Origin of the sequence: Dyella sp. ASV21 (assembly GCF_016428975.1) — a bacterium.
GTDB lineage: Bacteria > Pseudomonadota > Gammaproteobacteria > Xanthomonadales > Rhodanobacteraceae > Dyella.
Map to the genome: position 1 here is coordinate 72,866 of NZ_JAELTT010000008.1, position 14,427 is coordinate 87,292.

Consider the following 14,427-nt stretch of genomic DNA (forward strand, 5'->3'; position numbering starts at 1 on the left):
GTTGCCTGATGATGAAATGGACTACGCACGCTAACAGCGGCTTGGATCGATCGCCACTGCTGGCCCCTTACCCGGGGAATGCGGCATAGGTCTGCGCGCTGGCTGATGCGCTAGTGCGCCACTACCGGCGTGGCGGGCGTCTGGCGCGCGGCCTGCGCCGCCGCCAGCTTGGCCTTGATGCTGGGCATGGCCGCCAGCGCGGCGCGCTCGCCTTCCAGAATGGCCTGGTTCTTCTGCTCGAAATCGGCGGCGCCGATCTGGTTCACCTTGGGCCGGATCACGATGTCCGCGCGGGCCAGCTCCTGCTCACCGAGCTTCTGGCCCATGATGCTGATGGACTGCCCGACGATGTTGAGCATGCCCTGTGGATTCTTTCCGTCCGCCTTGCTCGAGATATCCACAGCAATCACCACATCGGCGCCCAGTTGGCGCGCGGCATCCACCGGCACCGGGCTCACCACGCCACCGTCCACATAGTGCTTGCCGTTGATCTCCACCGGCTCGAACACGCCCGGCACGCTGCTGGAGGCGCGCACCGCCTGGCCGGTGTTGCCGCGTACGAACACCGTGCGCTGGCCGGTTTCCAGCTGGGTCGCCACCGCCGCAAACGGCACGTTGAGCTTGTCAAGGGAGCGGTTCTTCACCAGCTGGTTCACGTAGTCCTGAAGCTTTTGGCCCTGCACCACGCCGCCGGAGAACAGGCGCACGTCGCGGATGTTGTTCTGGTCCAGGGTGAAGGCGGTTTCCTGCAGCTGGAACGGGTCCATGCCGCTGGCATACAGCGCGCCGACCACGCTGCCGGCACTGGTGCCGCTGACCACATCCGGGTGGATGCCATTCGCTTCCAGCATCTTGATCACACCAATGTGCGCAAAGCCCTTGGCCGCGCCGCCACCCAGCGCCAGGCCGATACGCAGCTTGGCCGGCGGCGTCACCATTACCGGCGCGGGCGGCGTGGGCTTGGTGGAGCCAAAGCAGGCACACAGCACCAGGCTGGCGAGCAAGGGCAGGAGCGGGCGAAAACGGCGGGTGGCGGTCATGATGTCGGCGCGTGGAGAGAGGTGGTCGCCACCGCGGCATATTCCGGGGCGACTGGCGCGCGAGTGTAAGGCCGCCAAAGGGCGCCGGTATGTCGGTATCGAGCGCGCCGTTGGGCGGCGCTCAGCAAACTGTGGATAACTGCCGTGATATCCACCGGTGTGGATACCACGGCATGCCGTTTAGACGGCCGCGTCGGCCGCGACGTGGTAGTGCGTGGCCACTTCCACTTCCTTCTTCGAACCCAGGAACACCGGCACGCGCTGGTGCAGGCCGGTGGGTTGCAGGCCCATGATGCGTTCGCGGCCGGTGGTGGCGGCGCCGCCTGCCTGCTCGATGATGAAGGCCATCGGGTTGGCTTCGTACATCAGGCGCAGCTTGCCGCCCTTGGACTTGATCTTGGCGTCCAGCGGATAGAAGAACACGCCGCCACGAGTGATGATGCGGTGCACGTCGGCCACCATCGAGGCGACCCAGCGCATGTTGAAGTCCTTGGCGCGCGGGCCGTCCTTGCCGGCCAGCAGCTCGCCGATATAGCGCTGCATGGGCGCTTCCCAGTGGCGCTGGTTGGACATGTTGATGGCGAACTCGGCGGTTTCCTCGGGGATGAGGATGTCGCGGCGGCTCAGGATGAAGCTGCCCACTTCGCGATCCAGGGTGAATTCGTGGGTGCCGTGGCCAAAGGTCAGCACCATGACGGTGGCCGGGCCATACACCACGTAGCCCGCGGCCAGCTGGGTGGTGCCCGGCTGCAGGAAGTGCTCGGCCTTGGGCTCGGTGACGCCGTCCGGGCAGCGCAGGATCGAGAAGATCGTGCCGACCGAAATGTTCACGTCGATGTTGGAGCTGCCATCCAGGGGATCGAACAACAGCAGGTGGTGGCCCTTGGGATACATGTCGGGGATGGGCTGCGGGTCTTCCATCTCTTCCGAGGCGCAGGCGGCGAGCTGGCCGCCCCAGGCATTGGCTTCCAGCAGGATCTCGTTGGAGATCACGTCCAGCTTCTTCTGCGCCTCGCCCTGGATGTTGCCGGTGCCGGCTTCGCCCAGGACGCCGCCCAGGGCGCCCTTGTTGGTGGCCACGGCAATGCGCTTGCACGCGCGGGCGACGACTTCGATCAGCAGGGACAGCTCGGCGTTGATATGGCCGGCGCGGCGTTCCTCGATGAGGAACTGGATCAGCGAGATGGACTTCATGGCAAACCCGCAAGCAAAGGGACGCCTATTGTCCCGGGTGACCCGGTCGCTTGTCAGCACCACAGCTGACCAGTGGGTTCATCTATCCGCCATGAAAACCTTTTCGGATAAGCCACCCCGGCCCGACCGGCTGCCGCGATGCCAACCGCCCGCGCCCTGCTGACAACACGTTGGCAGCAGGGGGGCCGCAAGCTGGGCACCATCACAAGGAGGGGTACTCATGCGCGATACGGTGTATTTCCTGGCGTTCGACGGCTACGCCGATTGGCACGCGGCACACGCCCTGTGCGAGATCCGTCGACCGGGCGAATGGCAGCTACGGACGGTGGGCTTCTCGATGCAGCCGGTGCTGTCCATGGGCGGCTTGCGGGTGGTGCCGGAGCTGACGCTGGCGCAGATCGAGCTGGACCGCGCCGCCCTGTTGATCGTGCCCGGCGGCTACCTGTGGGAACACGGCCTGGGTGAGGAGGCCGTGGACGCGGTCGCGCGTGTCCATGCGGCCGGTGCCACCGTGGCCGGCGTGGATAGCGGTGTGCTGGTGCTGGCCCGGGCCGGTCTGCTGGATGCCTGCCGTCATACCGGCAGCTGGCTCGGCCACATCGGCTTGCATGTGCCTGGCTATCAGGGCGCCGAGCGCTTCGAGGCCGGCACGCTGGCGGTGAGCGACGGTGGCGTGATCACCGCCAGCCAACTGGGCAGCGTGGAGTTCGCCCGCGAGGTGATCCGCGCGCTCGATCTCTACAACCCCAGCGATCGCGAACACTGGTTTCGCTTGTTCAAACACGCCGTGCCGCCGCCGTGGTGTGCGGGCGATGTCGCCGCGGCGGCTTGAGGAGAACGCTATGCCGTTTCCGCTCGGAAAAATCCTGATGGCCTATCGCCCGCTGTATTTGCGCGGGTTGCTGATGGATGGCCAATACCGCGTGCCGGCGCAACCGGCACCCATGCCCGCACCGGCCAAGCCGGCATCCACCGAAGTCCCCACCACGCGCGCGGCCACCACGCTGCTCAACAAACCCTTGCAAGGAACCACCCGATGAATCGTCTCTACCAAGGCAGCTGCCATTGCGGCGCCGTGCGTTACCAGGTCGAGCTGGATCTTGCCGCAGGCAGCGGTCGCTGCAATTGCTCGATCTGCCGCAAGCTGCGTTTTTGGGGGGCGATGGCCAAGCCGGACAGCTTTCAACTGCTCAGTGGCGAAGACGCACTCAGCGACTATCAATTCGCCACCCACAGCGCGCACAACCTGTTCTGCAAGCACTGCGGGGTGCATGCGTTTCATCGCGGCTACGTGGAGCAGATCGGCGGCGCCTATGTGTCGATCAACGTGGCCTGCCTGGATGATGTCAGCGACGAGGAATGGGCCGCCTCGCCCGTGCGCTTTGCCGATGGCCGCGCCAACCAGTGGCACGAGACCCCGGTTATCCACAGCTACCTGTGAATAAGGAGCCGACCATGAGCGCCACCGGCATCACCTTCTACCACGCACCCAACACTCGCTCCGGCGGCACGCGCGCCTTGCTTGAGGAACTGGGTGTGCCGTACGACTTGCACATGCTGAATTTCCGCAAGAACGAGCAGCGCGATGCGGCGTATACCGCCATCAACCCCATGGGCAAGGTGCCGGCTATCTGGCATCGCGGCCAATTGGTGACGGAGCAGCCAGCCATCTATCTCTATCTGGCGGATCTCTACGCCGACAAAGGCCTGGCCCCGGCGCTGGACGATCCGCTGCGCGGGCCGTATCTGCGCTGGATGGTGTTCTACGGCTCCTGCTTCGAGCCGGCCGCGGTGGATCGCGCGATGAAGCGGGAGCCGGTGCCGCCGTCGACCTGTGCTTACAGCGACTGGGACACCATGTTCAACACCCTCGTGGGCCAACTGGAGCGGGGTCCTTACCTGTTGGGCGAACGCTTCAGCGCGGTAGATGTGCTGTGGGGTAGTGCATTGAACTGGATGACGATGTTCAAGCTGGTGCCGGAACTGCCGGTGGTACGTGCCTATGTGGATCGCCTAATGGCACGTCCGGCGATCCAGCGTGCTCAGGCGCTGGATGCCGCATTGGCGGCGGAACAGGCGGCTTGAGTCAGGTGTGAGGTCGATGTGATTGGCAGCCTTTCCTACCCGTCGTCCCGGCGAATGCTGAGAGCCAGCGCTTTTGCGGCTTGGCGAGCGCGCGAAAATCGCTCGATCCCGGCGTTCACCGGGATGACGGTGAGGGGCACGGGGAAGGGGGTGGCGACCCTCATCGCGGCGATGGATGGCGAGACCGCCATCACGACATCTCCGCACCATGACTCCCGACGCTGGCCGCCACGCATCGCCTCCGCCATCATGCAGCGATGCGTCGTGCCGACCGGCTGTTCCTCATCATTCACGCCCTGCGCGGGCGTCGTACCGCGTTGCAGGCGCGCCAGCTCGCGGCGACGCTGGGCGTGTCGCTGCGTACCGTCTATCGCGACGTGGCCGACTTGCAGCTGTCGGGCGTGCCCATCGAAGGCGAGGCCGGCGTGGGCTATCTGCTGCGCAAAGGCTCGGACATCCCGCCGCTGATGTTTACCGCCGACGAGCTCGAATCGCTGGTGGTGGGCACGCGTTTCGTACGCGCCTTTGCCGGGCAGAAGCTGGCGGAAAGCGCGCAAGCCGCCTTGCTCAAGATCGAGGCGGTACTGCCGCCCGAGCTGCGCGAAAAGGCTACGCGCACGCGCATCTACGCACCGATATGGCGTGACCAGACCAAGACCGACTTCGCCGCGCTGATCGATCGCCTCAATGCGGCCATTACCGATGGCCAGGTACTGCGCCTGGATTACAGCGACGAAGCCGGTCGCACCTCCACGCGCGAGGTCGAGCCGCTGTGCCTGGCGTTCTGGGGCGGCGCATGGACGCTGGGCACCTGGTGCAGGTTGCGCGTGGGCTTTCGCAACTTCCGGCCCGATCGCATTGCTCAGTGCACCATCACCGGCGAGCGCTTTGGCGAAGCCCAGGGCCGCAACCTGGAGGCCTACCTGCAGGCCATGCGTGGTTACTACGAAGGCATCGATGGCTGATCTGGCGTGACTGCCGCCGTCCGGGCAGCGCGGGGCTGCGAGGCGCGGCGCAACATCGGCTAACCTCGGGGCGCCTTCCGCACCGGAGCGATCGATGTCAGCCACCGTGTCCGCCACCCCTGCCTGGCATAGCGACCTGGTCGCCGGCCTGTCCATCGCAGGCCTGCTGATTCCCGAAGCAGTGGCCTATTCCGGCATCGCCAACCTGCCGCCGCAGGCGGGCGTGATCGCTCTGTTCGTGGGCCTGGCGACGTATGGGCTGCTGGGGCGCAGCCGCTACGCCATCGTGTCGGCCACCTCGTCGTCCGCCGCGGTGCTGGCGGCCGGTACGTTGGCGTTGGCCGGTGGCGACCTGGTGGCGCGCGCGGCGGTGGCCGCCACCTTGGTGTTGCTGGCGGGCCTGTGCTTTCTGATTGCCGGCGCGGCGCGCCTGGGCGGGCTCTCGCACCTGATCGCGCGCCCGGTGTTGCGTGGCTACACCTTCGGCCTGGCCTGCGTGATTGCGCTCAAGCAGTTGCCGCACTTGATGGGCATCGCCGACGTGCATGGCGATTTCGTGCCGCTGTTGATCCTGCAATTGGCGCGCGAACTGGGCCAGCTTTCGCCGGCGGCACTGGGCGCCGGTGTGATCGCGCTGGCGTTGCTGTTTGCGGGCGAGCGCCTGCGGCGTGTGCCCGGCAGCCTGGTGGTGATTGCGCTGGGCGTCGCCGCTTCCGGCTGGCTGGCCCAGCGGGGCGTGGCGCTCACCGGTGAAATCCGCCTCGACGCGGGCCTGGGTTGGCCGCGCTGGCCCAGCAGTGACCAATGGCTGCCCAGCGTGGAATTGGCCGCCGCCTTGCTGCTCATCCTGTATGCCGAGTCGTACAGTTCCATTCGCGGCTTTGCGCTCAAGCATGGCGATGCGGTGAACCCCAATCGCGACCTGTTGGTGCTCGGCGTGGCCAACGTCATATCCGGCGCCCTGCATGGCATGCCGGTGGGCGCGGGCTATTCCGGCACCTCGGCCAACGAAGCGGCGGGCGCGCGTTCGCGCTTGTCCGGGCTGATCGGCGCCGCCAGCGTGCTGGTGCTGGTATTGCTGGCGCTGCATTGGATCGAGCGCATTCCGCAGCCGGTGCTGGCGGCCATCGTGATCCATGCGGTAAGCAAGTCGCTGCGCCTGGGCACGTTCGCCCCGTACCTGCGCTGGCGGCGCGACCGTCTGGTGCTGCTCGCCTCGGTGCTGGCGGTGTTGTCCTTGGGCATCCTCAATGGCTTGCTGGTTGCCATCGCCTTCAGCCTCGTCATGTTGCTGCGCCAGTTGGCAACGCCGCGCCTGAGCGTGCTGGGACGCCTGGCCAACGGCCACGACTTTGTGGATATCGCCCAGCACCCCACGGCGGTGCCGGTGCCGGGCATGCTGATCGTGCGGCCGGAGGAACCGCTGTTCTTCGCCAATGCCGAGGCCGTGCTGGCCCAGCTGCGACATCGTGTGGAAGCCAGCCCGGGCTTGCATTGGGTGGTGCTGAGCCTGGAGGAGTCGCCCGACCTGGACGGCACCGCGCTCGAATCGATCGGCGATTTCGTCACCTGGCTGGCCGCTCGTGGGATCGCGCTGCGCGTGGCACGATTGAAGGACGGCGCCCGCGACGCACTCTCCCGCCTGGCCTCACCCCAGCTTCCGCCACAGGCACTGGATGACTGGAGCGTGGAGGATGCGGTAGCCGCCACTACTTCGCCCAAGGGAACCACGCAGTGAACAAAGCTCAACGCATCACCTGGCTGGCGCTGGCCGCCGTTTCGCTGGCCGCGCCGGCGTGGGCCGATCAAAGCGTGGACGCGCGCTTCAAGCAGATCTACGAGCAGGAATGGGCATGGCGCAACGGCCAGTCCGGCATCGCCACCTCGGGCGAAGCGCAGCCCAACGGCTCGCGCCTGGACAACGTGGACGCGGCCAACCAGCAAAGGCGCCTCGATTACTGGCAGAAGGTGCTGACCAGCCTGGACGGCATCAACCCCAAGCAGCTCTCGCCGGAAGAACAGGTCAACTACGCCGTTTACCGCGCGCAGATCCAGAACCTGCTGGCGGCGCAGCAGTTCAAGCAGTGGCAGATGCCGTTCAACAGCGACTCCGCCTTCTGGAGCGACCTGGGCTACGTACTGGAAAGCGACAACCTGCGCACCGTGCAGGACTACCAGCGCTATCTCGATCGCCTCGGCGACGTGCCGGCGTACTTCCAGCAGCAGATCGACAACATGCGCGATGGCCTGGCGCGCGGTTTCAGCGTGCCGCGCGAAGTGCTCAACGGCCGCGACGTGTCCATCGCTTCCGTGGCGGACTTGAAAGACCCGACCAAGAGCAGCTTCTACGAACCGTTCGCCACGCTGCCCGCCAGCATCCCGGCCGCCGATGCCGCCAAGCTGCGCGAGCAGGCCAAGCAGGTGATCGGCGGCAAGGTGATTCCCGCCTACGTCAACCTGCTCACGTTCTTCCGCAACGAGTACGTGCCCAAGTCGCGCACCACGCTCGCGGCCGAGGCCATGCCCGATGGCAAGGCGTGGTATCGCCAGCAGATCGTCGAATACACCACGCTGGACCTGGACCCGGACACCATCCACAAGGTGGGCCAGGAGCAAGTGGCGAAGATCCATGCCGAGATGCTCAAGACCATGCAGGAGACCGGCTTCAAGGGCGATTTCCCGCAGTTCCTGCATTTCCTGCGCACCGACCCGCAGTTCTATGCCAAGACGCCGGACGAACTGCTGATGCGCACCGCGTGGGTGGCCAAGCAGGTGGATGCGCAACTGGGCAAGGAATTCGGTCGCCTGCCGCGCCAGCGCTTCGCCATCGTGCCGGTGCCGGCGGATATCGCGCCGTACTACACCTCCGGTCGCGGCGGCGCCAGCACCTACCTGGTCAACACCTACGACCTGCCCTCGCGCCCGCTCTACAACATGCCGGCGCTGACCCTGCACGAATCGGCGCCGGGCCACTCGTTGCAGCTGGCGCTGGCGGCCGAACAGCATGGCCAGCCGGCGTTTCGCCGCGAGGGCTACATCTCGGCCTACGGCGAAGGCTGGGGTTTGTATTCGGAATACCTCGGCAACGAAATGGGCATCTACAAGACGCCCTACGATCGCTTCGGCTACCTCACCTACCAGATGTGGCGCGCCTGCCGCCTGGTGGTGGATACCGGCATTCATCACCTGGGCTGGACGCGCCAGCAAGCGATCGACTTCATGACGCAGAACACCGCGCTGTCCGATCGCGAGATCGCCAACGAGGTGGATCGCTACATCAGCTGGCCGGGCCAGGCGCTGTCGTATGAGCTGGGTTACCTGAAGATCCTGGAGCTGCGCCGCAAGGCCGAGCAGGAACTGGGCGCCAAGTTCGACATCCGCCACTTCCACGACACCGTGCTGCAAATCGGCTCGGTGCCGCTGCCCGTGCTGGAGCAGCGCATCGACCGCTTCATCGCCGATGGCGGCCCGGCGCCGGATTTCGGTTGCGATTGCGGCAAGGACAAAGACGCCAAGAAGTAAGCGGTATCCGCTTAGGGCCGATGCGCGTCGTCTGGCGACGCGCATCGGTGGCTTCAGGGCCTGGGCGGCTTGGCCGTGCTTTCGGCAAAGCGCTGCAAACGCTGCAGTTGATCCATCAGCACATCGTTGATCGTGGGCGCCAGCGCATCCAGGCCGCTGGCGGTTACGCCATTCACGCGGTACTCGAACGTCAGTGTGCTGCCCTTGGGCGCGGGTTTGAGGCTGAACGTCATCACGCCCTGAACGGCCATGCCCTGCAACGGCCCCAGCGCCGTATCCAGCCGCAGCAGGTGGCCGGGCGCGGCCCAGATCACCCGGCCGTGCGCCACGCTCTGGTTGGCCCACCGTTCGCAGAAACAACCGCCGGCCTCGGCCGCGAGGCTCACGTGCGCGGCATCGCCGGAATAAGTGTGCTCACGGTTCCACCAGTGGCCGATATCGATCAGCGCCGCATAAAGCTGATCGGGCGTGGCAGCCACCTCGCGGCTGTCCTGAATCACCAAGTGATCGGCCGCCGCCTCCTTGACGGCGGCGTGGGCGCTGGCACATGCCAGCAGGCCAGCGGCTACGGCCATGAACGGCTTGCGCATGACGGTTCTCCCGATGCGAACGCCCGGAGTATGCGTGGCGCCATGTGCCGCGTGCACTGGCCAAAAGAGAGAGCGGCATGCTCGCTGGCGAAAAATTCACCAGTAAAGTAGAATGGCCACGAACTTCACTGGGAGAGTTACGCCATGGCCGCTCACCTCCTGCCTGAAAGCCTTCCCGCCGCCGACCTTGGCGGCCCCGCGCTGCGCGCCTTCTTCCAGCTGGCCGAGCGCTGGAACCTGCGCATCGCCGACCAGCGCCGCCTGCTGGGCGATCCGCCGGAATCGACCTTCTACAAGTGGAAGCGCCTGCAAAGCGGCACGCTGGGGCGCGACACGCTCGAACGCATCAGCTATCTGCTGGGCATGTTCAAGGATCTGCAGATTCTGTTCCCCGACGCCGAGCAGGCCGACGGCTGGGTGCACCGCCCCAACCAGGCCACGCTATTCGGCGGGCAGTCTGCCTTGCAACGCATGCTGTCGGGCAACGTGGCCGATCTCTACGTGGTGCGCCAATACCTCGACGCCCAACGCGGCTGGGGCTGATTTGACCGCACGACTCGGGCTAACGCGCGCCGTTGCCACGGTCGCAGCCAGCGATACCGATCCTGTGCATACTCGCCGTCCCTGGTGAACGATCGGGATCGAGCACGTCATGGCAGACCTTCCACCGCTCAAACGCATCCGCTGGAGCCACGCTTATCGCATCGTGCCCAGCCGCTTTCCCCCGGTGGGCGTATTCGACCGCATCGCGACGCCTGCGGATCTGGAAGCCTTGTACGCCATCGAGGCGATGACCAACCCGCGCCTGCGCGATGAACTGGGCGACTTGCGCCTGGTACCCAAAGAGCGACGCGTCAGCGGCCCCGGCACCACGCCGGTCATGGCCGCCTTCACCCATCTCAATCCCGAAGGCAGCCGCTTCTCCGATGGCAGCTGGGGCGTGTTCTACGCCGGTCACAGCGTTGCCACGGCCGTTGAAGAAACCGTCTATCACCGCGAGCGTTTCCTGGCCGCCACCGCCGAGTCGCCGTGCAACATCGAAATGCGCTGCTACCGCACCACCATCCACGCCAAGCTGCACGACCTGCGCGGCGGCTGGAAAGCCGCACACGATCCAAACGACTACAGCGCTGGCGTGGCGCTGGCGCGGCGGCTGCGCAGCGAAGGCTCCGACGGGCTGGTCTACGACAGCGTGCGCCATCGCGGCGGCGAATGCGTGGCGGTGTTCTACCCCGACCGCGTGGGACCCTGCACCCAGGCGCAGCACCTGATGTATCGCTGGGATGGCGCGCACATCGCACAGGTGCTCACCGTGGACGAGTGGAAGCGCAGCTAACCCGCGCTTCGCGGCCTTGCGCCATACGTCCGCCCTGTTGGCGAAGCAGAAAAACGGGCTGCCCACGCAGCCCGTTTTCGTATCCAAGCAAACAATGCTTGCTTCAGCTTGGCATCGGCGCGCGGCGCTTGCGTCTTGGCGGTTCTCATCCAGAGGGCGCCAGGCGTACTCATCACGGCGGCAATGGCCGGCTGACCGCCGATGGCTCCGAATGATTCGCTTGGTAACTAAGGTGCTTTCGCACCGGCGTCACCCTATTCGGAGTCCGGACCATGACCAAGCGCAAAGGCATTACCTGCTGTTCCAAAGTGGTCCACGACGGTGTGGAAGGCTACGTACTCAATGGCTACCGGCTGTTGAGCCATCGCGGGCACGCGGTGGCCGGGCGCGGCCACCTGGTGTACTGCGGCAAGTGCAAGGGCATTTTCCCCATCGAGGAATCCATCCAGTCCTTTCTTACGTTTGCCCCCGCGGTGGAAGGCATGCGCGCCAGTTGCGGCGCGCGCCTGATCGGCACGCACGAGGATCTGTTGTACGAGGATGACAGCGGCTTGCCGTTGGACACCCGCGACGCCCCGCCCGTTACCGCCAAGGGCGCGGCCGAAACCAAGGCTCCTGCAGCCACCGCATCACTCAGCAGCGGGCAACTCGCGGGCCTGGCTACCAGTGCGCTCGCCGCCATTCGGCGCCCTGCCGTGCACGTGGTCTTTCGCATTGCCGTGTTCAACGAGGGCACCGGCAACAACATAGACAACAGCCGGGCCTTCCACGCCAAGTGCGCGCCTGCTGCCGTGGATATGGACAAGCACCCGGACACCGTCGCCAAGATGGCGCGCGACTGTGGCAAGGCCAATGGCATGGAAGGCGCCAGCTTTGAGGGCGGTGAAACCAATGTGCATCGGTTGTTTGATCTCTATCCCGTGACCGAGAAGGTGAAGCAGGCGGCGAGCGGCAAGGATGGTCGCCTCACCATCCATCGCAGCGTGTATGTCCCTGGCATCGGAACCGACACCGGCAAGAAGGACAGCCTTCTCGGGAGTGCCTTTGGCTATGCGAGTACCGGCGTCGCGGATCGCGCCATGGCGGGATTGCGCGCTGTTATCGAGGACATCCAAGAATTTGTCAGGGTGAATCCGGGCCTCATTATCGATGCCATCGAATTCGATCTTTTTGGCTTCAGTCGTGGCGCGGCCGCTTCGCGTCATCTGGCGTGGTTGATTCATCACGGAGAGGAGAGCCTGTTCAACCACTCGTTGCGCAATGCGCTGTCTTCGCTCGCCTGGGTGGCGGATGCCGCCCAGGCGGGTCCTGGCCCCATGGGCTATGGAGCACCATCCACACCTGGCAGCAGCAGCGCCATGGACCAGGCGCTGTCCGATGGTGGCCTGCCGCTCAAGCCCGGCTGGAGCAAAAAGGATCTGCGCATCCGCTTTATCGGCCTGTTCGATTGCGTGGCCGCCATCGGCATTCCCGACAATGCGGACAACGATCCGGTGCACCTGTATCTGCCGCGCGATATCGCCGACAAGGTGGTGCACCTGGCCGCGCGCGACGAATGCCGGCTCAACTTCGCCAGCAACCCGGTGGGCTTCCACACCACCATCTGGCTGCCCGGCGTGCACTCCGATCTAGGCGGCGGCTACGCCATGTGGGGCTGGGAGCATCTGCTGCTGGGCCAGCCCTTTGTGCACACCTGCCCCAAAACCGTGCGCAACCCGCTGGCGCGCCCCAGCGAAAACCCGGCCTGGAAGCAAGCGTTCAAGGACATGATGGACAACGGCTGGCACGACTACGTGCTGTTCGACGCGCCAGCCAAGGGCGGCCAGAGCGACAACCGCCTGCGCATTCAAATGTGGAACACCGAGAACGCGGCCAGCAAGGTCGCCTTGGAAACCACCACGGCGGCAGTGACCCTGCAACGCTGGGTGCGCGGCGAATACCAGTTGGTGACACTGCGCATCATGCATGCGCTGGCGGTGGAGGCGGGCGTGCCGCTCGACTTTATCGACGACAACGATCCCAAGTATAGGGTGCCGGGCGAACTGAAGCCCATCCACGCCAAGCTGCTCGCCTACGCCCGCAACGAGGGACGCGGTAAGTGCCCGTTGTCGGACGAGGAAGAAGCCCTGCTCAAACGCCGCTACCTGCATCACTCCTCTCATTGGAATCCGCAAGGCTGGGTGCCGGGCGTGCCGCAAGGCCGCGACGAGGTGAGCCGCGATCCGGAGCCCAGCATGCCCATTGAACTGGGTTTCCCCATGCGCCCCGCGCCCAAGCGCAAGCGCCTGGTTTTTGATCCGCTGCCGGGGCATTGAACATGAGCCCGATCATTCCACGGTGTGCACTCATGCTATGCCTGTTGCTAGGCGTAACGGCATGCTCCATGCCGCCCGGTGGTGCGGGTCCTGACAACTGCTTGCATTGGAGCATCGGCATGGTGGCGCCTGAGCATATGGAAGCCTGGGCCGAGGCGGTCTACGTGAAGGACGTGCAGGATCGTTGGGTGCGCATGGGTGCCGGTGTGGTTGGCGAACTGGGCCAAACGGAAGGCTGGGACAGCGGCCCCTGGTTGGCACGTCGCGACAGCAACCCACAGGCGGATGCACCCAAGGAAATCTATATCCGCTGGCAGTCGCTGGTGGAACCGCAAGCGTATTACTGGCACTTCGAAGTGCCCGAGACCATGCGCCAACAGCTGGTGAAACGCGAGCCGGCCGTGTGGCAAGGGCGGGCGGAGCGGGTATGTCGCAGCAATATCGCCGTGGGTGTGGCGCCGGGTGGACGCACCGTGGTGTGGCTGGCCGGTGGTGGGCTGCCACGCGTGGAAATCCAGCGAGGCCAAGCCACCGTGGTGCCCGAGGGCCCCTATCAAGGGCAATCGGGCGGCAAGTTTCGCCCCATGCACGACGCAGCCAAACAGTACGTCGAAGCCCACCGCATCCCCTACGGTAGCTGGTAAACCGATGGCTGTGCTTCGCGCTACCGAATATGACCCGCCTAGGGTTCGATCCGTTGCCGGGGCGTGGAGGGTGGTGGCAATGAAGTTTCGCGCAGCGCTTCTGCTGTTACTCGTGATGAGCGTGGTGGGTTGCTCCTCGCCACTTAGCGAAGTTGCGACTAACGAATGCGAACGGTGGAGCATTGGTCTGGTAGCACCCAAGCATATGGAAGCCTGGGCCGAGGCGCTCTACGTCAAGAACGAGCGCGACCAGTGGGTGCAGATGGGGGCTGGCGTGGTAAGCGAGCTGGGCCAGACCGAGGGCTGGGATCCGGACGTATGGATGGCTCCGCGCGATAGCAGGGCATCGGTTCGCTCACCCAAGGAGATCTACGTCCGCTGGCAATCGTTGGTCGAACCGCAGGCGTATTACTGGCATTTCAAGGTGCCTGAATCCATGCAGCAAGCACTGGTGAAGCGTGAGCGCGTGATCTGGCGTGGACGTGCCGAGTGGGTGTGTCGCAGCGACATCGCCATCGGTATCGCACCGGGAGGGCGTACCGTGGTGTGGATCGACGGTGGTGGGCTGCCACGCGTGGAAATCCAGCGAGGCCAGGCCACCGTGGTGCCCGAGGGCCCCTATCAAGGGCAATCGGGCGGCAAGTTTCGCCCCATGCACGACGCAGCCAAACAGTACGTCGAAACCCACCGCATCCCCTACGGCAGCTGGTAAACCGATGGCTGTGCTTCGCGCTAC

15 protein-coding genes are annotated in these 14,427 nt (G+C 65.5%); 12 read left to right on the plus strand and 3 right to left on the minus strand.

What is annotated here, in order from left to right:
- Positions 1-110: 110 nt before the first annotated feature.
- Both JHD67_RS04660 and JHD67_RS04665 read right to left on the minus strand, forming a co-directional pair.
- Positions 111-1,040, minus strand: a complete 930-nt coding sequence (locus tag JHD67_RS04660) for a patatin-like phospholipase family protein (protein WP_199097807.1) — start codon at positions 1,038-1,040, stop codon at positions 111-113.
- Between the two features lie 180 nt (positions 1,041-1,220).
- Entirely contained in the window at positions 1,221-2,234 is a 1,014-nt protein-coding gene (locus JHD67_RS04665; RefSeq protein ID WP_199097809.1) for a class 1 fructose-bisphosphatase, read from the minus strand.
- Between the two features lie 220 nt (positions 2,235-2,454).
- Between JHD67_RS04665 and JHD67_RS04670 the strand changes: the two genes are divergently transcribed.
- From JHD67_RS04670 to JHD67_RS04700, 7 genes are all read left to right on the plus strand, one after another.
- Positions 2,455-3,066 carry a DJ-1/PfpI family protein gene (locus JHD67_RS04670; RefSeq protein ID WP_199097811.1) on the plus strand — a complete coding sequence of 204 codons (612 nt, stop codon included), beginning with the start codon at positions 2,455-2,457 and terminating at the stop codon, positions 3,064-3,066.
- Between the two features lie 10 nt (positions 3,067-3,076).
- Positions 3,077-3,274 carry a hypothetical protein gene (locus JHD67_RS04675; protein ID WP_199097883.1) on the plus strand — a complete coding sequence of 66 codons (198 nt, stop codon included), beginning with the start codon at positions 3,077-3,079 and terminating at the stop codon, positions 3,272-3,274.
- Positions 3,271-3,675 (plus strand): GFA family protein, encoded by a 405-nt coding sequence (locus JHD67_RS04680; protein ID WP_199097813.1) that lies wholly within the window; start codon positions 3,271-3,273, stop codon positions 3,673-3,675. Before JHD67_RS04675 ends, JHD67_RS04680 begins: the two co-directional genes overlap by 4 nt.
- A 14-nt stretch (positions 3,676-3,689) precedes the next feature.
- Positions 3,690-4,319, plus strand: a complete 630-nt coding sequence (locus tag JHD67_RS04685; protein WP_199097815.1) for a glutathione S-transferase family protein — start codon at positions 3,690-3,692, stop codon at positions 4,317-4,319.
- A 257-nt stretch (positions 4,320-4,576) separates the two neighbouring features.
- A complete protein-coding gene (locus JHD67_RS04690) occupies positions 4,577-5,284 on the plus strand; it encodes a YafY family protein (RefSeq protein WP_199097817.1) in 708 nt (235 codons plus the stop codon).
- Positions 5,285-5,378: 94 nt separating this feature from the next.
- Complete coding sequence (locus tag JHD67_RS04695; protein WP_199097819.1) at positions 5,379-7,022, plus strand: SulP family inorganic anion transporter; 1,644 nt, start codon at positions 5,379-5,381, stop codon at positions 7,020-7,022.
- A complete protein-coding gene (locus JHD67_RS04700; RefSeq protein ID WP_199097820.1) occupies positions 7,019-8,806 on the plus strand; it encodes a DUF885 family protein in 1,788 nt (595 codons plus the stop codon). Before JHD67_RS04695 ends, JHD67_RS04700 begins: the two co-directional genes overlap by 4 nt.
- A gap of 53 nt (positions 8,807-8,859) precedes the next feature.
- Here the strand turns inward: JHD67_RS04700 and JHD67_RS04705 are convergent, their stop codons facing one another.
- A complete protein-coding gene (locus tag JHD67_RS04705; RefSeq protein ID WP_199097822.1) occupies positions 8,860-9,396 on the minus strand; it encodes an SRPBCC family protein in 537 nt (178 codons plus the stop codon).
- A 144-nt stretch (positions 9,397-9,540) separates the two neighbouring features.
- Here JHD67_RS04705 and JHD67_RS04710 point away from each other — a divergent pair, with 144 nt between their 5' ends.
- The 5 genes from JHD67_RS04710 (at position 9,541) to JHD67_RS04730 (ending at position 14,403) form a co-directional block, all read left to right on the plus strand.
- Complete coding sequence (locus JHD67_RS04710) at positions 9,541-9,939, plus strand: MbcA/ParS/Xre antitoxin family protein (protein ID WP_199097824.1); 399 nt, start codon at positions 9,541-9,543, stop codon at positions 9,937-9,939.
- A 109-nt stretch (positions 9,940-10,048) separates the two neighbouring features.
- A complete protein-coding gene (locus tag JHD67_RS04715; protein WP_199097826.1) occupies positions 10,049-10,732 on the plus strand; it encodes an RES family NAD+ phosphorylase in 684 nt (227 codons plus the stop codon).
- A 272-nt stretch (positions 10,733-11,004) separates the two neighbouring features.
- On the plus strand, positions 11,005-13,047 hold the full coding sequence (locus JHD67_RS04720) for a DUF2235 domain-containing protein (RefSeq protein WP_199097828.1): 2,043 nt from the start codon (positions 11,005-11,007) through the stop codon (positions 13,045-13,047).
- 2 nt (positions 13,048-13,049) lie between these two features.
- Complete coding sequence (locus JHD67_RS04725; protein WP_199097830.1) at positions 13,050-13,691, plus strand: DUF2931 family protein; 642 nt, start codon at positions 13,050-13,052, stop codon at positions 13,689-13,691.
- Between the two features lie 79 nt (positions 13,692-13,770).
- A complete protein-coding gene (locus tag JHD67_RS04730) occupies positions 13,771-14,403 on the plus strand; it encodes a DUF2931 family protein (RefSeq protein ID WP_199097832.1) in 633 nt (210 codons plus the stop codon).
- The last annotated feature ends 24 nt before the right edge of the window (positions 14,404-14,427 follow it).

What these genes read in the sequence shown, in the direction of transcription:
- JHD67_RS04720 (WP_199097828.1), top strand. Translation starts at nt 11,005, where the DNA reads ATGACCAAGCGCAAAGGCATTACCTGCTGTTCCAAAGTGGTCCACGAC.
- JHD67_RS04695 (WP_199097819.1), top strand. Translation starts at nt 5,379, where the DNA reads ATGTCAGCCACCGTGTCCGCCACCCCTGCCTGGCATAGCGACCTGGTC.
- JHD67_RS04715 (WP_199097826.1), top strand. Translation starts at nt 10,049, where the DNA reads ATGGCAGACCTTCCACCGCTCAAACGCATCCGCTGGAGCCACGCTTAT.
- JHD67_RS04705 (WP_199097822.1), bottom strand. Translation starts at nt 9,396, where the DNA reads ATGCGCAAGCCGTTCATGGCCGTAGCCGCTGGCCTGCTGGCATGTGCC.
- JHD67_RS04710 (WP_199097824.1), top strand. Translation starts at nt 9,541, where the DNA reads ATGGCCGCTCACCTCCTGCCTGAAAGCCTTCCCGCCGCCGACCTTGGC.
- JHD67_RS04680 (WP_199097813.1), top strand. Translation starts at nt 3,271, where the DNA reads ATGAATCGTCTCTACCAAGGCAGCTGCCATTGCGGCGCCGTGCGTTAC.
- JHD67_RS04670 (WP_199097811.1), top strand. Translation starts at nt 2,455, where the DNA reads ATGCGCGATACGGTGTATTTCCTGGCGTTCGACGGCTACGCCGATTGG.
- JHD67_RS04685 (WP_199097815.1), top strand. Translation starts at nt 3,690, where the DNA reads ATGAGCGCCACCGGCATCACCTTCTACCACGCACCCAACACTCGCTCC.
- JHD67_RS04660 (WP_199097807.1), bottom strand. Translation starts at nt 1,040, where the DNA reads ATGACCGCCACCCGCCGTTTTCGCCCGCTCCTGCCCTTGCTCGCCAGC.
- JHD67_RS04730 (WP_199097832.1), top strand. Translation starts at nt 13,771, where the DNA reads ATGAAGTTTCGCGCAGCGCTTCTGCTGTTACTCGTGATGAGCGTGGTG.
- JHD67_RS04690 (WP_199097817.1), top strand. Translation starts at nt 4,577, where the DNA reads ATGCGTCGTGCCGACCGGCTGTTCCTCATCATTCACGCCCTGCGCGGG.
- JHD67_RS04725 (WP_199097830.1), top strand. Translation starts at nt 13,050, where the DNA reads ATGAGCCCGATCATTCCACGGTGTGCACTCATGCTATGCCTGTTGCTA.
- JHD67_RS04675 (WP_199097883.1), top strand. Translation starts at nt 3,077, where the DNA reads ATGCCGTTTCCGCTCGGAAAAATCCTGATGGCCTATCGCCCGCTGTAT.
- JHD67_RS04665 (WP_199097809.1), bottom strand. Translation starts at nt 2,234, where the DNA reads ATGAAGTCCATCTCGCTGATCCAGTTCCTCATCGAGGAACGCCGCGCC.